The following is a 20,588-nucleotide window of genomic DNA, read 5'->3' on the forward strand; positions in this document are numbered from 1 at the left end:
GGAAGGGGTCGGGCCGGGGGGTGTCCGCCCGCAGCGGTTGGCGCGTCAACACGGGTAAGTCGGTGAAAGACCGATTCCGCGCCGTTCCGAGGACGGACACCCCCCGGCCCGGCCCCGACGACAACCCCCACCCGAGGCGCGGCAGCACCCCCCACCGGACAACCACAGGCGCCGCAGGCATGACGGCGCGCCACCCCCAACGAGAGGCTGACCGACCGTGCAAGACGACCTCCTCGCACAGGCCCAGGCATGGCTCGCCGAGGACCCCGACCCGGAGACCCGCGCCGAACTCGCCCGCCTGATCGACACCAAGGACGTCACCGAACTCGCGTACCGCTTCGGCGGCACCCTCCAGTTCGGCACAGCCGGCCTCCGCGGCGAACTCGGCGCCGGCCCGATGCGTATGAACCGCGCGGTCGTCATCCGGGCCGCCGCCGGCCTCGCCGCGTACCTGAGGAAGCAGGGCCACGAGGGCGCCCTGGTCGTCATCGGCTACGACGCCCGCCACAAGTCGGCCGACTTCGCCCGCGACACCGCCGCCGTCATGACCGGCGCCGGCCTCCGCGCCGCCGTCCTCCCCCGCCCGCTGCCCACACCCGTCCTCGCCTTCGCCATAAGGCACCTCGGCGCGGTCGCCGGCGTGGAGGTCACCGCAAGCCACAACCCGCCCCGCGACAACGGCTACAAGGTCTACCTCGGCGACGGCTCCCAGATCGTCCCGCCCGCGGACACGGACATCGCCGCCGAGATCGCCGCGATCCCGTCCCTCACCGCCGTCCCCCGCCCCGCCGACGGCTGGGAGACCCTCGACGACTCCGTCCTGGACGCCTACCTCGCCCGCACGGACGCGGTGCTGGCCAAGGACTCCCCCCGCACCGCCCGCACCGTCTACACGGCGATGCACGGCGTCGGCAAGAACGTCCTCCTCGCCGCCTTCGCGCGCGCGGGCTTCCCCGCCCCCGCCCTCGTCACCGAGCAGGCCGAACCGGACCCGGACTTCCCCACCGTCGCCTTCCCCAACCCGGAAGAGCCCGGCGCCATGGACCTCGCCTTCGCCAAGGCCCGCGAGACCGATCCCGATCTGATCATCGCCAACGACCCGGACGCCGACCGCTGCGCGGTGGCCGTCAAGGACGGCGGCGACTGGCGCATGCTGCGCGGCGACGAGGTCGGCGCACTGCTCGCCGCCCACCTGGTGACCCGCGGGGCACAGGGCACTTTCGCCGAGTCGATCGTCTCCTCCTCCCTCCTCGGCCGGATCGCCGCGAAGGCGGGCCTCGCCCACGAGGAGACCCTGACGGGCTTCAAGTGGATCGCCCGCGTCGAGAACCTCCGCTACGGCTACGAGGAGGCCCTCGGCTACTGCGTCGACCCGGACGGCGTCCGCGACAAGGACGGCATCACGGCGGCACTCCTGATCACGGAACTGGCCTCCGTCCTCAAGGCGGACAACCGCGCCCTCCCCGACCTCCTGGACGACCTCGCCGTGGAGCACGGCCTGCACGCCACCGACCAGCTGTCGGTCCGCGTGGAGGACCTCTCGGTGATCGCGGACGCCATGCGCCGCCTGCGCGAGCAGCCGCCCACGCATCTCGCGGGCCTGCCGATCACGAACGCGGAGGACCTCACCCGGGGCACGGCGACGCTCCCGCCCACGGACGGCCTGCGCTACACCCTCGACGGTGCCCGTGTCATCGTCCGCCCCAGCGGCACGGAACCGAAGCTGAAGTGCTATCTGGAGGTCGTCGTCCCGGTGGCGGCGCACGCCGAACTCGCGGCGGCGCACGCCAGGGCGACGGACCTGCTGACGGCGATCAAGCGGGACCTGTCGGAGGCGGCCGGCATCTGAGGCAGGACCGCGAACAAAGGTGCCGGGCCGCCCGTGAGGGCGGCCCGGCACCTTTATGGTCCGAAGCGGGCGGGACGACGGCCGCTCCTGTCGGGACACGCCTGTCAGGACCACGGCATGAAGCGATGACGTTGCCGTCACGCCCCCCGCCGGACTCGCGTCACCGGCGCGCGTCCGATCAGTACGACGATCCGGACGCCCCGAGCGAACCCGTCGGGTGCCAGACCGTCTTGGTCTCCAGGAAGGCCGTGAGACGGTCGGTGCCCGGAGTCGCGAACCAGTCGTCCACAGGCTGTGGACGCAGCACGCGCTTGAGGTTGTCCGCCGCGGCGATCTCCAGCTCCTTGGCCAGCGGCCCGTCCGCGCCCGCGAGGTCGATGGCGTTGACGTCCTGGTGCGCGGCCAGCGGCGCCGCGATCTCCGCCGTACGGCCCGACAGGACGTTGACCACGCCGCCGGGGACGTCGGAGGTGGCCAGCACCTCACCCAGGGACAGGGCGGGGAGCGGGGCCTTCTCGGAGGCGATCACGACCGCCGTGTTGCCGGTCGCGATGACCGGGGCGACCACCGAGACCAGTCCCAGGAAGGACGAGGACTGCGGGGCGAGGACCGCCACCACGCCCGTCGGCTCGGGGGAGGACAGGTTGAAGAACGGGCCCGCCACCGGGTTGCCGCCGCCCACCACCTGGGCGATCTTGTCCGTCCAGCCCGCGTACCAGACCCAGCGGTCGATCGTCGCGTCGACCTGCTCGGCGGCCTTCGACTTGGACAGTCCCTCGGCGTCCGCGACCTCGTGGACGAACTGGGCCCTGCGGCCCTCCAGCATCTCCGCCACGCGGTAGAGGATCTGGCCCCGGTTGTACGCCGTCGCGCCGGACCAGCCGCCGAACGCCTTGCGCGCGGCGACGACCGCGTCACGGGCGTCCTTGCGCGAGGACTGCGGCGCGTTGGCCAGCCACTTGCCCTTGGAGTCCGACACCTCGTACACCCGGCCGCTCTCGGAACGCGGGAACTTCCCGCCGACGTACAGCTTGTAGGTCTTGAAGACAGAAAGTCGCTCAGACATCGAGGTACGCCTCCAGGCCGTGGCGGCCGCCCTCGCGGCCGAAGCCCGACTCCTTGTAACCGCCGAACGGCGAGGTCGGGTCGAACTTGTTGAACGTGTTGGACCAGACGACACCCGCGCGCAGCTTGTTCGCGACCGCCAGGATCCGGGAGCCCTTCTCCGTCCAGATGCCGGCGGACAGGCCGTACTGCGTGTTGTTGGCCTTGGCCACGGCTTCGTCCGGCGTGCGGAACGTGAGCACCGACAGGACCGGGCCGAAGATCTCGTCACGGGCGACCGTGTGCGCCTGGGTGACGTTCGTGAACAGCGTCGGGGCGAACCAGTAGCCGGACGAGGGCAGTTCGCAGGCCGGGGACCAGCGCTCGGCGCCCTCCGTCTCGCCCTGGTCGGCGAGCGCGGTGATCCGGGCAAGCTGCTCGGCGGAGTTGATCGCGCCGATGTCCGTGTTCTTGTCGAGCGGGTCGCCCAGGCGCAGCGTGGAGAGCCGGCGCTTCAGCGAGTCCAGCAACTCGTCCTGGATCGACTCCTGCACCAGCAGCCGGCTGCCCGCGCAGCAGACCTGGCCCTGGTTGAAGAAGATGCCGGTGACGATGCCCTCGACGGCCTGGTCGATCGGGGCGTCGTCGAAGACGATGTTGGCGCCCTTGCCGCCCAGCTCCAGTGTGAGCTTCTTGTCCGTCCCCGCGACCGTGCGGGCGATCTGCTTGCCGACGGCGGTGGAGCCGGTGAAGGCGACCTTGTTCACGTCCGGGTGCGCGACGAGGGCCGCGCCCGCGTCGCCGTAGCCGGGAAGGATGTTGACGACGCCCTTGGGCAGGCCGGCCTGGCGGCAGATGTCCGCGAAGAACAGGGCGGACAGCGGGGTCGTCTCGGCGGGCTTCAGCACGACCGTGTTGCCGGTCGCCAGCGCCGGGGCGATCTTCCACGCCAGCATCAGCAGCGGGAAGTTCCACGGGATGACCTGGCCGGCCACGCCCAGCGGCCGCGGGGACGACCCGAAGCCGGCGTGGCCGAGCTTGTCGGCCCAGCCCGCGTAGTAGAAGAAGTGCGCCGCGACGAGGGGCAGGTCGGCGTCCCGGGTCTCCCGGATCGGCTTGCCGTTGTCCAGGGTCTCCAGGACGGCCAGCTCGCGGGAGCGCTCCTGGATGATGCGGGCGATGCGGAACAGGTACTTGGCGCGCTCGGCGCCGGGCAGCGCGGACCACTTCTCGAAGGCCTTGCGCGCGGCCTTCACGGCGCGGTCGACATCCGCCTCGCCGGCCTGGGCGACCTCGGAGAGGACCTCCTCGGTGGCCGGGGAGACCGTCTTGAAGACCTTGCCGTCGGCCGCCTCGGCGAACTCGCCGTCGATGAAGAGGCCGTAGGACGGGGCGATGTCGACGACCGAGCGGGACTCGGGCGCGGGTGCGTACTCGAACACGGAAGCCATGATGATCAGTCCACCGTCACGTAGTCGGGGCCGGAGTAGCGGCCGGTGGCCAGCTTCTGGCGCTGCATCAGCAGGTCGTTCAGAAGCGAGGAGGCGCCGAAGCGGAACCAGTGGTTGTCCAGCCAGTCCTCGCCGGCGGTCTCGTTGACCAGGACGAGGAACTTGATGGCGTCCTTGGACGTGCGGATGCCGCCGGCGGGCTTCACTCCGACCTGGACACCGGTCTGGGCGCGGAAGTCGCGCACGGCCTGAAGCATCAGGAGCGTGTTCGCGGGCGTGGCGTTGACGGCGACCTTGCCGGTCGAGGTCTTGATGAAGTCGGCCCCGGCCAGCATGCCGAGCCAGCTGGCGCGGCGGATGTTGTCGTACGTGGACAGCTCGCCGGTCTCGAAGATGACCTTCAGGCGGGCCGCCGTGCCGCACGCCTCCTTCACGGCGACGATCTCGTCGTACACCTTCATGTACCGGCCGGAGAGGAAGGCGCCGCGGTCGATGACCATGTCGATCTCGTCGGCGCCCGCGGCCACGGCCTCGCGCACGTCCGCCAGCTTCACGGACAGCGGCACGCGGCCGGCCGGGAAGGCGGTGGCGACCGAGGCGACCTTGACGGAGGAGCCGGCGACGGCCTGCTTGGCGGTGGCCACCATGTCGGGATAGACGCAGACGGCCGCGGTCGCGGGGGTCGTCCGGTCCGTCGGGTCCGGGTGGACCGCCTTGGCGCCGAGCGCCCGGACCTTGCCCGGGGTGTCCGCGCCTTCCAGCGTCGTCAGGTCGACCATCGAGATGGCGAGGTCGATGGCGTACGCCTTCGCCGTGGTCTTGATGGAACGGGTGCCGAGGGAGGCGGCGCGCGCCTCCAGGCCGACCGCGTCGACGCCGGGCAGCCCGTGCAGGAAGCGGCGCAACGTGCTGTCGGAGGCCGCCGCGTCCGAGAGGGTGTGTGCAGTGGTGGGCATGGTCACCAGACGAGCATATCTACGCGCGTAGCGGCTGTACAGCCCCGCGACGGGAGCCGGCACGTGAGGGAAGTAACCGTGCAGCGGGGCGGCGGGCGGCGCCCCGTGGTGACGCGGGCCATGTGACGTGCCCGCGGTGACGCGTCTCCGCCCAGAACGGGAGCGGCGTCAGCCGATCGCCAGCAGTACCGCGAGCATCACCGCTCCGGCCACCACCGGTACGAGGAGTTCGTAGGACCAGCGCACGGTCACCTCGCCCTGGGCCGTCTTCGCCTTCTCGCGGGCCTCGAGCGTCTGGCGCAGGTCGTGCATGATCTGGTCGCTCTCGGCGCGGATCGGGCCGTCCTGGACCACGACGTCCGACAGCCCGCCGCGGGAACGGCGCTTGCCGTCACCGGATGCCTGCGCCGTGCGCCGGGACTCCTTGCGGGCCGCCCGGCCGCGGGCCTTGAGAGAGACGGGAATGGCCCACAGCTGGTAGGTGTCGCCCGCCTTGCTGACCACCTCGTTGGTGTACCCGGCGCGCAGTGACGCGACCTCCCCCCAGGGCAGCACGATCAGACGGAAGGGGTTGCGCACACGGAGACGGTCCTCACCGGAGTACACGGCGGGCCGCACGGTGAAGGCGAGGACCAGCGGCACCACCAGGAGGAGCGTGGCGAACGCCACCCACGGCGTCCCGCCCTCGCCCGTGACGATCGCGTCCACGCCGAGCCACCCGGCGAGGCCGAGCACCAGGACGCCGCCGACGAGACCCATGGGCGACCGGTAGATCCGGTCGCGGGTGGTGGGGCGCGAGGGCTGCGGCGCCGGTGACTGCTGGTGCGGGGTCGTCATGTATTCGATTCTGCCGTATGCCCGCGGCGCGCCGCCGATCGCCTGAGCTTCGGCGGGCGCCGCCGGACGCCACCGGAGGCCGCGCGCGCGTCCGGCGCGCTGTGAGCGCCCCGGACCCACGCTCTCCGCGCCCTCGCGGACCAGGTGTGTGCCGACCGCGACGAGACGGCTTGCTCCACCTATCGTAAATCGATAGATTCTTATCGTGGGTCGATTGAAGGAGGGGCTATGGGGCAGATGACGACGCTCGCCCTGCGCGGCGTGCTGGTGGTGTTGCTGGCCGGGACCGTGTTCGTGCAGGCCGTGATGGTGCCGCTGATCGGCAGCGATCTGGAGGAGGGCGCTTCGGAGCTGGCGTATCCGCGGGCCGCGTTCCTCGTCGTGCTGGTGCTCGGCGTGATCACCGTGCAGGTCGTGCTCGTCTGCGTGTGGCGGCTGGTGACCATGGTCCGGAGGGGAACGGTGTTCTCGCACGCCGCCTTCCGCTACGTGGACGTCGTGCTCTGGGCGATCGCCGCCGCCGCCGTCCTGCTGAGCGCGTTCGGGTACATGCTCGCGCCGGGCGAGGCCGTCGCGCCGGGTGTCGTCCTGCTGGTCGGCGGCCTCGTCGTGGCCGCGCTGGGTGTCGCCCTCATCGTGCTCGTGCTGCGGACGCTGCTCGCGCAGGCCGTCGCACGGGACGTGGAGGCGACGCGACTGGAGGCCGAGTTGCAGGCGGTGATCTGATGCCCATCGCCGTCGACATCGACGTGATGCTCGCCAGGCGGAAGATGTCCGTGGGGGAACTCGCCGAGCGCGTCGGGATCACCCCGGCGAACCTGGCGGTGCTCAAGAACGGCCGCGCGAAGGCCGTACGGTTCGCCACGCTCGCCGCGCTGTGCGAGGTGCTGGAGTGCCAGCCGGGGGACCTCCTCCGATGGGAGGCCGCGCAGGAGACGGAACCGGAACCCGCGGCATCCGGAGCGGGTGCCGACGGCGCCCGCGCCACCTGAGCCACCGGCCGCACGGCCGGCCGGCGAAAGCCCACCCTTGCGCCTTGCGCACACGGCCGGTCGGGCGGAGGCCCACCGTCGCGCCTCGCGCACACGGCTGGTCGGACAAGGCCCGCCATGGCACCTCACGCACACGGCCGGCCGGCGGGTGCGCGAGGTGCCGCGATCCGGTGCCGTACCCCGACACGGGTCGCGCCCTCATCGGAGGGAGCGGCCCGTTCGTCGTACGGCGGCCGCGGCCACGCCCCACCGGGGCCCGCGCCCCCGCGGCTCGACCGGGCTCAGCCCAGCAGCCTCGCCACCGGGCCCACCACCGGCACGGCGGCCAGCGACTCGGACTGCGTCAGCGGGTCGGTGAAGTCCTGGGACGTCAGGGGCTTGAAGTCGGCGAGCTGCGTGCCGACGCCGTTGTCGAGCGGGTCGACACCCGTGCCGGCGAGGGGGTTGGGCTTGAGTCCGGCGACGGGACCCACCACATAGCCGACGGAGCCCGTGAGGGCAGCGGCGCCCGCCTGGGGGTCGACGTTGCCGAGGGAGGTGGGGCGGGTGTGCACCATGCCCAGAGCCGACTCGGTCTCCGCGGCGGCCGGTGTCGCGGACACGCTCAGCGCCGCCCCTGCGGTCGCGAGCACGGCGAGGGCGTGCCGGGTGGTGGGCCTGGTGGAGGAGCCGTTTCGAGCCATCGTGGGTACCGCCTCGTGATCGCACTGAGTAAGCAGTTCGCGACGTAGGGTAGTTGAGAGTGCTCGTGCGCTTCAATCAGCGACCCACGGGAGCGGAGCCCCGGGGCTTCCGCGCCGGGGTGCGGCGCGGAATGCGCCTACCCTTCCCGCGGCGGCAGCACCGCACCCGGATTGAGCACCCCCGCCGGATCCAGTGCCGCCTTCACCGACCGCATCACCGCGATCTCCGCCCGCGACCGGCTCAGATGCAGATAGCGGGCCTTGGCCCGGCCCACCCCGTGCTCCGCGCTGATGCTGCCCCCCACGGCCGCCACCCGCCCCAGCACCGCGCCGGTCACCGCGTCCTCGTCCTCCTCCGCCACCCCCAACAGGTTGATGTGCAGGTTTCCCTCCGCGAGGTGGCCGAAGAGATACGGTCGGCCGCGCCCCGCCAGCAGGCCGGGCAGGTCGGCGACGAACGCGGAGACCTCGGCCATCGGAACCGTCACGTCGAGCTTCAGCGGCACGCCCGCCGCGTTGATCGCCTCGGTGTGCCGCTCCCGGTAGGCGGCCAGCCGCCGCCGGTCCGCGTCCCCGAGCGCGACCGCCGTCTCCCCGGGCCCCGCCCCGTCCAGGACGCCGGCCAGCTCCTCGGCCGGATCGCGCCGCCCGGCGCACTCCACCAGCAGATACACCGGGTACGCCGTGCGGAACGGCGCGGGCAGGCCGCTCGACTCCAGCACCAGCGCCAGCCCCTCGGCCAGGAAGAACTCGGCCAGCTCCAGCGACTCCAGCAGCCGTAGCCGTGCCACCAGGGCGAGCGCCGCCTCCAGCGAGCCGAGCCCCACGAGCGCGGTCACCCGCTCCGGCAGCCGCGGCACCAGCCGCAACCGGGCCCGGGTCACCACTGCCAGCGTCCCCTCACTGCCGACGAGCAGTCCGGTCAGGTCGTACCCGGCGTTGTCCTTGGGCAGCCCGGCCAGCCGGTCCAGCACGGTCCCGTCCGCCAGCACGGCCTCCAGCCCGGCCACGTTGGCGCGGGTGGTGCCGTACCGCACGACCCGTTCGCCGCCCGCATTGGTCGCGATCATCCCGCCCAGCGTCGCGGAGTCCCGGGCGGCGAGGTCGACGCCGAACTCCAGCCCGTACGCGGCGACATGCCGGCGCAGGTCCGACAGCACCACCCCGGCGCCCACCGTGACCTGGCCCACAGCCGGGTCGACCTCGCCGATGCCGTCCAGGCGCCGCAGCGACAGCACGACCTCGCCGCCGTCCCGCGTGGGCACCGACCCTCCGACCAGCCCCGTGTTGCCGCCCTGCGGTACGACGGGCACACCGCCCGCGTGGCACCGCCGCAGCACCTCGGCCACCTGCGCGGTGTCGGCCGGCCGCACCACCAGGCGGGCCCGGCCCCGGTGACGGCCGGTGAAGTCGGTCTCGTACGAGGCGAGCAGCGCGGGGTCGGCCAGCACATGGGCGGGGCCGACGGCGGCGGACAGCTGCTGGGCGAGACGATCGGTTTCCACGGGGGCCGGCCCCTCCTCGTCGTGCGTCGGACGCGCGGGCCGGGCGACGCGTCCGGCCGCGCCCGCCCGCCCGCCAACGCCCGGAATCCTACGGAGCGGCCGTCTCTGGCGGGCACTGTGCGGCCGACGTCCGCGCGCGTGCCGGACGAAGCGCCCGCCCCGACGCGCACTCGTCGGCCCGAGTCCCGCGAGCCAGGCCGGACCGGCCGCCGTGCGCCGGGGCGCGCCCCGGGCATCGGGGCCGCGGCGGGCCACCGATCCGGTCGTCGCCGGACGCGGGCTCCCGGGCCCGGACGGCGGCAGGGGATAATGGCGAGATGCGCGCGGACGGGAGCCTCCCCCGCGCCGCCCCCGAGACCGCCGGTGAGAAGGACGACACATTGGGTTCCCATCCGCCCATACCCACCCGGGTCGTACTGCTGTGCGGCCCGTCCGGCTCGGGCAAGTCCCTTCTCTCCGAGCGTTCCGGCCTGCCGGTGCTGCGGCTCGACGACTTCTACAAGGAGGGCGACGACCCCACGCTGCCGCAGGTCGACGGGAGCTCCGACATCGACTGGGACCACCCGGCGTCGTGGGACACGGACGCCGCCGTCGCCGCGATCCAGGACCTGTGCCGCACGGGCCGTACGGACATCCCCGTCTACGACATCTCGCTGAGCGCCCGCACCGGCGCCGAGACCCTCGACATCGGGCGGACCCCGCTGTTCATCGCCGAGGGCATCTTCGCCGCCGAGGTCGTCACCCGCTGCCGTGAGCTGGGCCTGCTCGCCGACGCGCTGTGCCTGAGCCGGGGACCGGTGCGCACCTTCCGGCGCCGCTTCGTGCGCGATCTCAAGGAGGGCCGCAAGTCGCTGCCGTTCCTGCTGCGCCGCGGCTGGCGTCTGATGCGCGCGGAGCGCTCCATCGTCGCCCGCCAGACCGCCCTCGGCGCGCACGCCTGCGACCGGGACGAGGCGATGGGCCGCCTGGCCGCCGCGGCGGCGGGCCGCCGCACGACGACTCGCACGGCCGCGTAGCGCCCCGATCGTCACGGGTTCCGGGCGCGCCCGGACGCACGGTCCCCCCGGCGCACGAAAGCGGGACCGGACGGACCCCCCGGCCCTCCAGCCCCGCTTCCCGCTCCCCCGTGGTGCTTCCCCCGTACTTCCCCCGTGGTGCTTCCCCCGTTTCCCCCCGGCCCCGTACTCCCCCGTACTCCCCCTGGGGCCTTGCCTTCAGGCGACGAGCTCCCCGAAGGCGTGCTGCTCGTCACGGCCGAAGCTGAGGACCTCGTCCTCACGCAGCCGGCGCAGGGAGCGCCAGATGCTGGACTTCACCGTGCCGACACTGATGTCGAGGATCTCCGCGATCTCCGGGTCCGTGCGGCCCTCGTAATAGCGCAGGACCAGCATGGTGCGCTGGAGTTCGGGCAGCCGGGTCAGCGCCTGCCACAGGACCGCGCGCAGTTCGGTGCCGCGCATCGCGTCCGTGTCGCCGGCCGTCTCCGGCAGTTCCTCGGTCGGGTACTCGTTGAGCTTGCGGCGCCGCCAGGCGCTGATGTGCAGATTGGTCATGGTGCGGCGGAGGTATCCGCCGACCGCCGCCTTGTCACTGATGCGCTCCCACGCCCGGTAGGTCGAGAACAGCGCGCTCTGCAGCAGGTCCTCGGCCTCGAACCGGTCGCCCGTCAGGTGGTAGGCGGTCGCGTACAGGGAGGCGCGGCGCTCCTGGACGTAGGCGGTGAACTCCGCCTCGGTCAGCGAGCGACGCTCCCCCGACTCCTCCCCGTACGCGGCTCCCCCGTGCGTTTCCCCCGTGACCCCGTCAACCACCGTCATGTAGGCGGTGTGCTGACGCCCGGCGCCGCGAGCGCACCCCCGCCCTCCCCCACGTTCGAACCCGCTCGCGCGGGAGGGACCCCCGTCGGCGCCGGACTTCTCGGAACCCCGGCCCGCGTGCACGTCGTGCAGACGCGTGACCACTGCGCTGGTACTGGTGCCGTGCAGCGTGTTCATCTCGCGCCCCCCGTCGTGTACTTACCGGACTTCGGCCCTGCTCGTCCTGCTTCCTTGCCTGTGCCGAGAAGCTTGCCGAGCCGACATCATCGCCGTGTCCGCCGACTGTCACAGGCGTGTCACAGGGCCCGGATCCGTACGGCGCGCCGGAACACCGCCGCGGTCACGGAGAAGAGCGATACGGCTACGCTGCCGCCCGAGTGTCGAAACGCCGGCCCACCATGGGCCAGAATGAGCCCGTGCCTTCCCTGTTGCTGATCGAGGACGACGACGCCATCCGTACGGCCCTGGAGCTCTCACTGACGCGCCAGGGACACCGCGTGGCGACCGCTGCCAGCGGTGAGGACGGTCTGAAGCTGCTGCGTGAGCAGCGACCGGATCTGATCGTGCTGGATGTGATGCTGCCCGGCATCGACGGGTTCGAGGTGTGCCGGCGCATCCGGCGCACCGACCAGTTGCCGATCATCCTGCTGACCGCCCGCAGCGACGACATCGACGTGGTCGTCGGGCTGGAGTCCGGCGCCGACGACTATGTCGTCAAGCCGGTGCAGGGACGGGTGCTGGACGCGCGCATCCGGGCCGTCCTGCGGCGCGGCGAGCGGGAGGCGAACGACGCGGCGGCCTTCGGCAGCCTCGTCATCGACCGCGCGGCGATGACCGTGACGAAGAACGGCGAGGACCTCCAGCTCACCCCGACCGAACTGCGGTTGCTGCTCGAACTGAGCCGGCGGCCCGGTCAGGCCCTGTCCCGGCAGCAGTTGCTGCGGCTGGTGTGGGAGCACGACTACCTCGGCGACTCCCGGCTCGTCGACGCGTGTGTCCAGCGACTGCGTGCCAAGGTCGAGGACGTGCCGTCCTCCCCGACCCTCATCCGTACCGTGCGGGGTGTCGGCTACCGGCTGGATCCGCCTCAGTGACCGACGCGCACGAAGGTCCCCGCGGCTGGTCCGCGGTACGCAAGGGAGCTCTGTCGACACTGCGCTTCACCAGTCTGCGACTGCGGCTGGTCCTGGTGTTCGGGCTGGTGGCGCTGACGACCGCGGTGTCCGCGTCCGGGATCGCCTACTGGCTCAACCGCGAGGCCGTGCTCACCCGCACCCAGGACGCGGTGCTGCGCGACTTCGAGCAGGAGATGCGCAACCGCGCCGGGGCCCTGCCCGTCCACCCCACCCAGGACGAACTCCAGCGCACCGCCGGTCAGATGGCCAGCAGCAGCCAGCGCTTCAGCGTGCTCCTCGTCGCGGACGACGCCGCCGGCAAGCCGGTCCACGGCAGTTCCGGCGGCCTCAACGACGGCTTCGCGCTGGCCGACGTACCGAAGTCGCTGCGCGCGGCCGTCAACAAGAAGCAGCCGCTCACCTCGAACAACAGGTCGCCGTACCACCTGTACTGGCAGCGGATCGTCGACGGCGACACGCCGTACCTGGTGGCCGGCACCCGGGTGATCGGCGGCGGCCCGACCGGTTACATGGTCAAGTCGCTGGAGCCGGAGGCCAAGGACCTCAACTCGCTGGCCTGGTCGCTCGGCATCGCCACCGGCCTCGCGCTGATCGGCTCGGCGCTGCTGGCGCAGGCCGCCGCGACGACCGTGCTGAAGCCCGTGCACCGGCTCGGTGTCGCCGCGCGGCGGCTCGGGGAGGGCAGGCTGGACACCCGCCTCAGGGAGTCGGGCACCGATGAACTGGCCGATCTGTCACGGACGTTCAACAGGGCCGCCGAGGCACTGGAGAAGCGGGTCGCGGACATGGCCGCGCGGGAGGACGCGTCCCGGCGGTTCGTGGCGGACATGAGCCATGAGCTGCGGACGCCGCTCACCGCCATCACGGCCGTGACGGAGGTGCTGGAGGAGGAGCTGGAATCCGAGAGCGGCAGCCTCGACCCGATGATCGAGCCCGCTGTCCGGCTGGTGGTGAGCGAGACACGGCGGCTGAACGACCTGGTCGAGAACCTGATGGAGGTCACCCGCTTCGACGCGGGTACCGCGCGACTGGTCCTGGACGACGTCGATGTCGCCGACCAGATCACCGCCTGCATCGACGCCCGGGCCTGGCTGGACGCGGTCGACCTGGACGCGGCGCGCGGCATCCACGCCCGCCTGGACCCGCGCCGACTGGACGTCATACTGGCCAACCTCATCGGCAACGCGCTCAAGCACGGCGGTTCCCCGGTGCGGGTGTCCGTGCGGGCGGAGGACAGCGAGGTCGTCATCCAGGTGCGCGACCATGGACCCGGCATCCCCGAGGACGTCCTGCCGCACGTCTTCGACCGCTTCTACAAGGCCAGCGCCTCCCGGCCGCGGTCGGAGGGCAGCGGCCTCGGCCTGTCCATCGCCCTGGAGAACGCCCACATCCACGGCGGCGACATCACGGCCGCCAACTCCCCCGAGGGCGGCGCGGTGTTCACGCTGCGGCTGCCGCGGGACGGGGAGGACGTGGTGCGGGCGGCGGAGGAGAAGCGCTCGGAGAAGGAAGACACGTGAGGAAGGGGGGACGCGTGCGAAAGAACCGTCTCCTGGTGGTGCCCGCGTTCGCCGCGCTGCTCGCCGGCTGCGGCATCCGGGCCACCGAGGTGCCGACGGACTTCGGCGCGGCGCCCTCGCGGGCGCACTGTTCGCTCGCCGGGTCGGACCTCGCCAGGCAGTCCTCGGCGGGGATGCCGGTGCGGGTGTTCCTGCTGTGCGGTTCGTCGCTGGTCGCGGTCGACCGGGCCGTAAGTGTGCCCGAGGGCGCGGAGGACTCCGCGCGCCGGGTGCTCGTGGCGCAGGGCCTGCTGGACGAGCTCGCGACGACACCGCCGGCGGCCGAGAAACAGGCCGGCTACTCGACGGACGTCCGCGCGGGCACGAAGGTCGGCGGGCCCGGACCGCGGGATCCGAAGGACACCCTGCGACTGTCCACCGCCCCCGGCGACCTGGCTTCCTTCGCTCTCGCCCAGATCGTGTGCACATTCTCCGACTCGGCGGCGGCCGAGGGCGACGGGTCGGTGATCCTCGGCGGCCCCGGTGCCGCGCCGCCCCGCCGCTACGAGTGCACGGACGACGTCCGGGCCCGTCCGGGCGAGGTGGATCCGCCGTCGGCGGAGGTCAAGGACGGCTGACGGCGGGTGTGGCGCATGCCTCACCCGGGCAGGGGGGCTCGTCCCGGAACCGATCCTGCCGATGACCGCGTCTTGGGGGACGTGCAGCGTCAAGGCTCCAGGGGCGGCAGCGCCGCGATCCACATGCGGGTGACGGGGGGTGTCCTCCTCGCCGCCTACCTCGCCTTCGTCGCCTGGTACACGCTGCGTCCGCTGGACGTGCCCTGGGTGATGCCCGCGAATCTGCGTCCGCTCGCCGGGATCCGCGCCGACCTCGCGCTGGGCTGGCCCGAGGCGGCACTCACCCTCGGGGGCGGGCTGGCGCTGCTGGCGCCGCTGGGCGTGCTGCTGCCGCTGGCCGGGGGCAGACTGCGTGCCTCGCCGCTCGGCTCCCTGGTCCGCACGGTCACCGCCGGGGCGCTGATCTCCCTGGGCATAGAGCTGCTCCAGACCGGCGTGCCGGGTCAGGTCATGGACGTGGACTCGCTGCTGCTGAACACCGTGGGAGTGGCCCTCGCCCATGTCGCCCTCGTCCCGGCGGGCCGCTCCAGGCTGCGCCGCAGGGCCTGTTCCCGGAGGCCGGAGGCCCAGCCGCCCCTCCTCAGGGAGGAAGCGCCTCAGGGTCGCACCCCGACGATTCCCAGGGTCGGCATCGCCCCGTGGAGCGACGCTTTGCCCCCTTCGTCACCGTAGCGTTGTTCTCGGACGGGGCAGCCGGAAGAGGCCCCGGAAAGACGCACCGCGTACGAGCCGAGAACCGCGGAAGACGAAGGAGTCCTGATGAGCCGCCTTGCCCGCCCCACCAGTGGTCGGATGATCGGCGGAGTGTGCGCAGCGCTGGCACGGCGCTTCGGCACCTCCGCGACCACGATGCGTGTGATCTTCCTGATCTCCTGCTTGCTGCCCGGCCCCCAGTTCCTGCTCTACCTCGCGCTGTGGCTCCTGCTTCCGGCGGAGGACAAGGCCGCCCGCACGGCTTGGTGACGGCCACCTGATCCACCCCCGCCCGAAGGGGCATGCGCGGATGGGGCGCGACCCGTACCAGGGCGCGCCCCATCGGCGTGTGCGAACGGGGTGGTTCAGCCCAGCGGGATGCCGTTGACCGGGGTGCCGTGGGTGGGCAGGCCCTGCACGGGCAGTCCGCCGAGCAGATGTGCGGCCGGGCCGGTCGGGCCCTCGGCCAGCACCGACTCGATGGCCGGCTGTGCCGTCCGCAGCCCGAGGCCGAGCGTGCTCTGCCCCTGGGTCAGCGCCGCGGAGGAACCCGGCACCGCGTGGTGGAGGTTCTCCGCCGGCAGCGTCCTCGTGACCGTGTCCAGGGCTTGGCCGGCGTCCGGGAGGGCGGCCGGAGCGGCGCTGGCGGCACCCGCGCCGGTGGCGGCGAAAACGGCACCGAGGGCGGCGACACCGAGGGACTTGGCAGCAGACTGCTTCATGGTGAATGCGTCCTTGACTGACTCGAAATGAGATAAACGGGATGACGGATCAGGGGGGCTGTTCAAGAACGTAAACACCGCGAGGCACCCGCCGCAAACATCGAAATGCGGACGGATGGTGAACGCCCGTCCGCATCACCTGATCCCCGTCACCCCTCAGGAATCCGTGGAGTCCCTGGTGGACGCGGTCTGCTGGAACAGCCATTCGGATTTCAGCTCGGCATAACCGGGCTTGATCACGTCATTGATCATGGCGAGTCGTTCATCGAAAGGAATGAATGCTGACTTCATAGCATTGACCGAGAACCACTGCATGTCGTCGAGCGTGTAACCGAATGCCTCGACAAGGTGCTCGAATTCCCGGCTCATGCTGGTGTGCGACATCAGCCGGTTGTCCGTGTTCACGGTGGCCCGGAAGTGCAGCCGCCGCAGCAGGCCGATGGGGTGCTCGGCATAGGAGGAGGCGGCGCCGGTCTGGAGGTTGGAGCTGGGGCACAGCTCCAACGGGATGCGCTTGTCCCGGACGTAGGCGGCGAGCCGTCCGAGCCGCACACCGCCGTCCTCGGCGATCTCGATGTCGTCGATGATCCGCACCCCGTGCCCGAGCCGGTCGGCACCGCACCACTGCAGTGCCTGCCAGATGGACGGCAGCCCGAAGGCCTCGCCGGCGTGGATGGTGAAGTGGTTGTTCTCGCGCTTGAGGTACTCGAACGCGTCCAGATGCCGGGTGGGCGGGAAGCCCGCCTCGGCGCCCGCGATGTCGAAGCCGACGACGCCCATGTCCCGGTAGCGGTTGGCGAGTTCGGCGATCTCCAGGGCGCGGGCCGCGTGCCGCATCGCGGTGAGCAGGGCGCCCACGCGGATACGGTGGCCGCTCTCGCGGGCGATCCGCTCGCCCTCCCGGAAGCCCTCGTTGACGGCCTCGACGACCTCTTCGAGGGTGAGTCCGCCCTCCAGGTGCTGCTCGGGCGCGTAGCGCACCTCGGCGTAGACGACGCCGTCCCGCGCGAGGTCCTCGGCGCACTCGGCGGCGACCCGCACCAGGGCCTCGCGGGTCTGCATGACCCCGACCGTGTGCGAGAAGGTCTCCAGATACCGCTCCAGGGACCCGGAGTCGGCGGCCTCGCGGAACCAGAGGCCGAGCTTTCCGGGGTCCGTGTCGGGGAGTTGCGAGTAGCCGCTGTCGCGGGCGAGGTCCACGACGGTGCCGGGACGCAGCCCGCCGTCGAGGTGGTCGTGCAGCAGAACCTTGGGTGCCCGGCGGATCTGGTCCGGGCTCGGGGTGTGCCCCATCCGGTCAGTCTGGCTCGTCATTTCCGCACTCTAACTCCTACGCGCGTAGATCACCGGTGGACGTTTCCGTCGATACGTAACGGTGACCGTGCGGACGGGTGGCGTACACCGGTGCTTCTGACACTGTTCTGTCATGGCACAGCAAGCGACGCCGGTTCGCACGGCCCGGCTGGGACGGGCGTTCGGTCCGGAACCGACGGCGGTGAGCGCAGTGGTGCTGCTGCTCCCCGGCGGCGAGGCGAGCTCCTCCCGCAGACCCTCTCCCCTTGTCGCGGCGGCGTCCGTACGGGGGTTGGGGCGCCGGCTGGTCCGCGCGGGGCGGCCGGAGGGGCTGGCCGCGCACGTCGTGCACTACCGCTACCGGGGATGGAACGGCAGCGAGGCACATCTGGCACGGGACGCTTCCTGGGCCGCCGACGAGGCCGTACGGCGCTACGGCGACGTCCCCGTCTGCCTGGCCGGGTTCGACATGGGCGGGCGGGCGGCACTGCACGCGGGCGGGCACGAGGCCGTCAACTCCGTGCTGTCCCTCGCTCCCTGGCTGCCGGAGGACGACGTCGCGGCCTCACCCGAACCGGTGAAGCAGCTCGTGGGGCGGCGGGTGCTGATCGCGCACGGCACGAACGACCAGCGGACCGACCCCGAGCTGTCGTTCCGGTACGCGGCGCGGGTGAAGAAGGTCAACCGGGACGTGTGCCGGTTCGAAGTGCACTCGGACCGGCACGGGTTGCAGCAGTACCGGGACGAAGTGCTCGCATTGGCGGAGGACTTCGTGATGGGGGTGCTCTTCGGGCGGGCGTTCTCACGGCCGGTGGAGGACGCGCTTGCCGCTCCGCCGCCGTTGGGATTGCGGATGCCGTTGGCCGCGGGGTTCGGACGGTCCTTGCGGCGGTGAGACGGCGATCGCGGCCGCGGTGAGACGGCGATCGTGGCCGCGGTGAGACGGCGATCGTGCCGGCGGTGAGAGGGCGATCGTGCCGGCGGTGAGACGGCAAGCGCGGCCGCGGTCAGGACGGGAGCAGGTTGCCTCTTCTGGAGAGGAGGAACTTCTTGAAGGCCGCCACCGGGGCTGTGTCCGGGTGGCCCTCCAGCCAGGCCACACCGATCTCACGGGCCGCGCGCGGTGCCGTGACCGTCAGCTCCACCACGCCCGGGCGGGCCACCGCCGGGGGCGGGAGGAGCGCCACGCCCAGGCCCGCGGCGACCAGGCCGCGCAGCGTCTCCGCCTCCTCGCCCTCGAAGGCGACACGCGGCTTGAAGCCGGCCTCCCGGCAGAGGTCGTCGGTGATGCGGCGGAGGCCGTAGCCGGGTTCCAGGGTCACGAAGGTCTCCTCCGCGGCCTCGGCCAGGCGGATGCGCCTGCGGCCGGCCAGGCGGTGCTCGGCCGGGACGACCAGACGGAGTTTCTGCTCGTCGAGCCGGCGGGCCACCAGGTCGGGCGCGTCGGGTACCGGTGAGGTCAGACACAGGTCCAGTTCTCCGCTGCGCAGACCTTCGAGCATGGCCTCGCCGTAGTTCTGGACCAGGCTGAAGCGGACCTTCGGGTGGTCCGCGCGGAAGGCGTGCAGCAGGCCCGGGACGGTCTCCGCGCCCATGGTGTGCAGAAAACCGAACGCGACCTTGCCCGTGGCGGCGTCGGCGTCGGCACGCACCGCGTCGGCGCCGCGCTCGATCTCGGCGAGGGCGCGGTCCACGGAGGCGAGGAAGGTGCGGCCGGCGGCGGTGAGGGAGACCGTCCGGCCGCGGCGGGCGAACAGGTCGACCCCCAGATCCTGTTCGAGGCGGACCATGGCGCGGGACAGGGTGGACTGGGGGACGTTCATCTCCTGGGCGGCCCGGGTGACGTGCTCCGTGCGGGCGACGCCGGCGAAGTGCGCGAGGCGCGGGGCGAGGAGTGTGACGATGTCTCGTGTGTCACTGGCCGGTGACACACGGGGCTGTGAACTCAACTGATGCACCATGGGAACGATTATGGCGATTCCATGCATTGGACGGATGAGCCGCGGCGTACGTAGCTTCGAGGCATGACTCCCGCCAGTACCGGGGCGTCCACCGTCGTGGGCGCCGTTCCTTCCGCTCCTGCCTCCGACTCCCGTATGGCCCCGGGCGGGCCCGGCTACCGCCGGATGAGTCTCGCCCTCTTCCTCGCGGGTGTCGCCACCTTCGCGCTCCTGTACTCCACACAGGCCCTGCTCCCCCTGATCTCGGGGGACCTCGGAGTGACGGCGGGCGCGGCGAGCTGGACGGTGGCGGCGGCCACGGGTGGCCTGGCGCTGTTCGTGATCCCGATGAGCGCGCTGTCCGAGCGGTACGGACGCCGTACGGTCATGACGGCGTCGCTGGTGGTCGCGGTCGGCGTGGCGCTGCTGGTGCCGTTCGCCGGGTCGCTGCCCACGCTGGTCGCGTTGCGTGCGGTGCAGGGGGCCGCGCTGGCCGGGGTGCCGGCGGTGGCGACGGCGTATCTGGCGGAGGAGGTCCGGCCGAAGGCGCTGGTCACGGCGATCGGGCTGTTCGTCGCGGGCAACAGCGTCGGGGGGATGAGCGGCCGGGTCGTCACGGGGTGGGTCGCTCAGGAATGGGGCTGGCGGGTGGCCGTCGGCGCGCTCGCGGTGCTGGCCGTGGGGTGCGCGGTCGCGTTCCGGCTGCTGCTCCCGGCGCCTCGGCACTTCTCCGCCGGGTCGCTGCGGCCCCGAGTGCTGTGGGGGACGGTGCGGGGGCATCTCGGAAATCCGCTGCTGCGCCGGCTGTACGCCATCGGCGCGCTGTTCATGACGGTGTTCGGCGGCGTCTACACCGTGATCGGGTACCGGCTGACGGAGGAACCGTTCGGGCTGCCGCAGGGCGTGGTGGGTTCGATCTTCCTGGTCTACCTGGTGGGTACCGTGTCGGCGTCCACGGCCGGGCGGCTCGTGGGGCGGCTCGGGCGCCGGGGTGCGCTGTATCTGGGCGGCGGCACGACGGCGGTGGGGCTGGTGCTGTCGCTGGGCGACTCGCTGGTCCTGGTGCTGCTGGGGCTGGTGCTGATCACGGCGGGGTTCTTCACGGGGCACGCGGTGGCCTCGTCGGCGGTCAGCAGGACGGCGACGCGGGGGCGGGCGCAGGCGTCGGCGCTGTACCAGTCGGCGTACTACGTCGGTTCCAGCGTGGGGAGCACGGTGGGGGCGATGGCCTTCCACACGGGCGGCTGGAGCGGGACCGTGAGCGTGGGGCTGCTGGCGGTGCTGGGGGTCGTGGGGATCACGCTGCTGGGGACTCGGGCGGCTCGGGTGGAGCGGGTGGAGCGGGTGGCTGCGGCGCGGGCGACCGCGTAGGGCGTCGGGTGCCTGCGGCGCCTGTGGGTGTCCGGTGGGGGTTGCTGTCGCGCCTCGGGTGGGGATCTCGTCGGGGCCGGGCCGGGGGGTGTCCGTCCTCGGAACGGCGCGGAATCGGTCTCTCACCGACTCACCCGGGTTGACGCGCCAACCGCTGCGGGC

General features: G+C 72.3%; 21 protein-coding genes. 11 read left to right on the top strand and 10 right to left on the bottom strand.

Annotated features, from left to right (window positions below; genetic code table 11):
- Nucleotides 1-217: 217 nt before the first annotated feature.
- A complete protein-coding gene (locus ACWCPM_RS33145; protein WP_450979973.1) occupies nt 218-1,849 on the top strand; it encodes a phospho-sugar mutase in 1,632 nt (543 codons plus the stop codon).
- 178 nt (nt 1,850-2,027) lie between these two features.
- On the opposite strand, the gene ACWCPM_RS33150 is transcribed toward ACWCPM_RS33145, so the two are convergent.
- From ACWCPM_RS33150 to ACWCPM_RS33165, 4 genes are all read right to left on the bottom strand, one after another.
- Nucleotides 2,028-2,915 carry an aldehyde dehydrogenase family protein gene (locus ACWCPM_RS33150; protein ID WP_450979974.1) on the bottom strand — a complete coding sequence of 296 codons (888 nt, stop codon included), beginning with the start codon at nt 2,913-2,915 and terminating at the stop codon, nt 2,028-2,030.
- Entirely contained in the window at nt 2,908-4,344 is a 1,437-nt protein-coding gene (locus tag ACWCPM_RS33155) for an aldehyde dehydrogenase family protein (protein WP_450979975.1), read from the bottom strand. Before ACWCPM_RS33155 ends, ACWCPM_RS33150 begins: the two co-directional genes overlap by 8 nt.
- Before the next feature lie 5 nt (nt 4,345-4,349).
- On the bottom strand, nt 4,350-5,300 hold the full coding sequence (deoC, locus tag ACWCPM_RS33160) for a deoxyribose-phosphate aldolase (RefSeq protein WP_450979976.1): 951 nt from the start codon (nt 5,298-5,300) through the stop codon (nt 4,350-4,352).
- 168 nt (nt 5,301-5,468) lie between these two features.
- Entirely contained in the window at nt 5,469-6,137 is a 669-nt protein-coding gene (locus ACWCPM_RS33165) for a PH domain-containing protein (RefSeq protein ID WP_450979977.1), read from the bottom strand.
- Between the two features lie 228 nt (nt 6,138-6,365).
- Between ACWCPM_RS33165 and ACWCPM_RS33170 the strand changes: the two genes are divergently transcribed.
- Both ACWCPM_RS33170 and ACWCPM_RS33175 read left to right on the top strand, forming a co-directional pair.
- Nucleotides 6,366-6,863, top strand: coding sequence for a DUF2975 domain-containing protein (locus tag ACWCPM_RS33170; RefSeq protein WP_450979978.1), 498 nt, complete (start codon nt 6,366-6,368; stop codon nt 6,861-6,863).
- The gene (locus ACWCPM_RS33175) at nt 6,863-7,129 is read left to right on the top strand and encodes a helix-turn-helix domain-containing protein (RefSeq protein WP_450979979.1); all 267 of its coding nucleotides are present in this window, start codon (nt 6,863-6,865) and stop codon (nt 7,127-7,129) included. The genes ACWCPM_RS33170 and ACWCPM_RS33175 overlap by 1 nt, the downstream gene beginning before the upstream one ends.
- 281 nt (nt 7,130-7,410) lie before the next feature.
- Here ACWCPM_RS33175 and ACWCPM_RS33180 read toward each other — a convergent pair whose 3' ends face one another.
- Entirely contained in the window at nt 7,411-7,812 is a 402-nt protein-coding gene (locus ACWCPM_RS33180; RefSeq protein ID WP_450979980.1) for a hypothetical protein, read from the bottom strand.
- Nucleotides 7,813-7,949: 137 nt separating this feature from the next.
- Nucleotides 7,950-9,317, bottom strand: a complete 1,368-nt coding sequence (locus ACWCPM_RS33185; protein WP_450979981.1) for an FAD-binding oxidoreductase — start codon at nt 9,315-9,317, stop codon at nt 7,950-7,952.
- A 380-nt stretch (nt 9,318-9,697) separates the two neighbouring features.
- On the opposite strand from ACWCPM_RS33185, the gene ACWCPM_RS33190 reads away from it, so the two are divergent.
- Nucleotides 9,698-10,333 carry a uridine kinase family protein gene (locus ACWCPM_RS33190; protein ID WP_450979992.1) on the top strand — a complete coding sequence of 212 codons (636 nt, stop codon included), beginning with the start codon at nt 9,698-9,700 and terminating at the stop codon, nt 10,331-10,333.
- A gap of 198 nt (nt 10,334-10,531) precedes the next feature.
- Here ACWCPM_RS33190 and ACWCPM_RS33195 read toward each other — a convergent pair whose 3' ends face one another.
- Nucleotides 10,532-11,311, bottom strand: coding sequence for a SigE family RNA polymerase sigma factor (locus tag ACWCPM_RS33195; RefSeq protein ID WP_450979982.1), 780 nt, complete (start codon nt 11,309-11,311; stop codon nt 10,532-10,534).
- A 239-nt stretch (nt 11,312-11,550) separates the two neighbouring features.
- On the opposite strand from ACWCPM_RS33195, the gene afsQ1 reads away from it, so the two are divergent.
- The 5 genes from afsQ1 (at nt 11,551) to ACWCPM_RS33220 (ending at nt 15,370) form a co-directional block, all read left to right on the top strand.
- A complete protein-coding gene (gene afsQ1 / locus ACWCPM_RS33200; RefSeq protein WP_365460417.1) occupies nt 11,551-12,228 on the top strand; it encodes a two-component system response regulator AfsQ1 in 678 nt (225 codons plus the stop codon).
- Nucleotides 12,225-13,790 (top strand): ATP-binding protein, encoded by a 1,566-nt coding sequence (locus ACWCPM_RS33205; RefSeq protein WP_450979983.1) that lies wholly within the window; start codon nt 12,225-12,227, stop codon nt 13,788-13,790. Before afsQ1 ends, ACWCPM_RS33205 begins: the two co-directional genes overlap by 4 nt.
- 14 nt (nt 13,791-13,804) lie before the next feature.
- Complete coding sequence (locus ACWCPM_RS33210) at nt 13,805-14,407, top strand: hypothetical protein (protein WP_450979984.1); 603 nt, start codon at nt 13,805-13,807, stop codon at nt 14,405-14,407.
- Between the two features lie 81 nt (nt 14,408-14,488).
- The gene (locus ACWCPM_RS33215; RefSeq protein ID WP_450979985.1) at nt 14,489-15,079 is read left to right on the top strand and encodes a VanZ family protein; all 591 of its coding nucleotides are present in this window, start codon (nt 14,489-14,491) and stop codon (nt 15,077-15,079) included.
- Nucleotides 15,080-15,166: 87 nt separating this feature from the next.
- On the top strand, nt 15,167-15,370 hold the full coding sequence (locus ACWCPM_RS33220; protein ID WP_450979986.1) for a PspC domain-containing protein: 204 nt from the start codon (nt 15,167-15,169) through the stop codon (nt 15,368-15,370).
- A gap of 95 nt (nt 15,371-15,465) precedes the next feature.
- Here the strand turns inward: ACWCPM_RS33220 and ACWCPM_RS33225 are convergent, their stop codons facing one another.
- Both ACWCPM_RS33225 and ACWCPM_RS33230 read right to left on the bottom strand, forming a co-directional pair.
- Nucleotides 15,466-15,822 (bottom strand): ATP-binding protein, encoded by a 357-nt coding sequence (locus ACWCPM_RS33225; RefSeq protein WP_450979987.1) that lies wholly within the window; start codon nt 15,820-15,822, stop codon nt 15,466-15,468.
- Nucleotides 15,823-15,978: 156 nt separating this feature from the next.
- The gene (locus ACWCPM_RS33230) at nt 15,979-17,136 is read right to left on the bottom strand and encodes an adenosine deaminase (protein WP_450979988.1); all 1,158 of its coding nucleotides are present in this window, start codon (nt 17,134-17,136) and stop codon (nt 15,979-15,981) included.
- A gap of 112 nt (nt 17,137-17,248) precedes the next feature.
- Here ACWCPM_RS33230 and ACWCPM_RS33235 point away from each other — a divergent pair, with 112 nt between their 5' ends.
- Complete coding sequence (locus tag ACWCPM_RS33235) at nt 17,249-18,010, top strand: alpha/beta hydrolase (RefSeq protein WP_450979989.1); 762 nt, start codon at nt 17,249-17,251, stop codon at nt 18,008-18,010.
- 112 nt (nt 18,011-18,122) lie between these two features.
- Here ACWCPM_RS33235 and ACWCPM_RS33240 read toward each other — a convergent pair whose 3' ends face one another.
- Complete coding sequence (locus ACWCPM_RS33240) at nt 18,123-19,076, bottom strand: LysR family transcriptional regulator (RefSeq protein WP_450979990.1); 954 nt, start codon at nt 19,074-19,076, stop codon at nt 18,123-18,125.
- A gap of 63 nt (nt 19,077-19,139) precedes the next feature.
- Between ACWCPM_RS33240 and ACWCPM_RS33245 the strand changes: the two genes are divergently transcribed.
- A complete protein-coding gene (locus ACWCPM_RS33245) occupies nt 19,140-20,426 on the top strand; it encodes an MFS transporter (protein ID WP_450979991.1) in 1,287 nt (428 codons plus the stop codon).
- Nucleotides 20,427-20,588: the final 162 nt, after the last annotated feature.

Source organism: Streptomyces sp. NPDC002309 (genome assembly GCF_053593375.1).

Bases quoted from the DNA above. Each gene is read 5' to 3' on its own strand.
- ACWCPM_RS33165 (WP_450979977.1), bottom strand. From the start codon at position 6,137: ATGACGACCCCGCACCAGCAGTCACCGGCGCCGCAGCCCTCGCGCCCC.
- ACWCPM_RS33175 (WP_450979979.1), top strand. From the start codon at position 6,863: ATGCCCATCGCCGTCGACATCGACGTGATGCTCGCCAGGCGGAAGATG.
- ACWCPM_RS33180 (WP_450979980.1), bottom strand. From the start codon at position 7,812: ATGGCTCGAAACGGCTCCTCCACCAGGCCCACCACCCGGCACGCCCTC.
- ACWCPM_RS33170 (WP_450979978.1), top strand. From the start codon at position 6,366: ATGGGGCAGATGACGACGCTCGCCCTGCGCGGCGTGCTGGTGGTGTTG.
- ACWCPM_RS33240 (WP_450979990.1), bottom strand. From the start codon at position 19,076: ATGGTGCATCAGTTGAGTTCACAGCCCCGTGTGTCACCGGCCAGTGAC.
- deoC (WP_450979976.1), bottom strand. From the start codon at position 5,300: ATGCCCACCACTGCACACACCCTCTCGGACGCGGCGGCCTCCGACAGC.
- ACWCPM_RS33225 (WP_450979987.1), bottom strand. From the start codon at position 15,822: ATGAAGCAGTCTGCTGCCAAGTCCCTCGGTGTCGCCGCCCTCGGTGCC.
- ACWCPM_RS33230 (WP_450979988.1), bottom strand. From the start codon at position 17,136: ATGACGAGCCAGACTGACCGGATGGGGCACACCCCGAGCCCGGACCAG.
- ACWCPM_RS33220 (WP_450979986.1), top strand. From the start codon at position 15,167: ATGAGCCGCCTTGCCCGCCCCACCAGTGGTCGGATGATCGGCGGAGTG.
- ACWCPM_RS33245 (WP_450979991.1), top strand. From the start codon at position 19,140: ATGACTCCCGCCAGTACCGGGGCGTCCACCGTCGTGGGCGCCGTTCCT.
- ACWCPM_RS33150 (WP_450979974.1), bottom strand. From the start codon at position 2,915: ATGTCTGAGCGACTTTCTGTCTTCAAGACCTACAAGCTGTACGTCGGC.
- ACWCPM_RS33155 (WP_450979975.1), bottom strand. From the start codon at position 4,344: ATGGCTTCCGTGTTCGAGTACGCACCCGCGCCCGAGTCCCGCTCGGTC.
- ACWCPM_RS33235 (WP_450979989.1), top strand. From the start codon at position 17,249: ATGGCACAGCAAGCGACGCCGGTTCGCACGGCCCGGCTGGGACGGGCG.
- ACWCPM_RS33195 (WP_450979982.1), bottom strand. From the start codon at position 11,311: ATGAACACGCTGCACGGCACCAGTACCAGCGCAGTGGTCACGCGTCTG.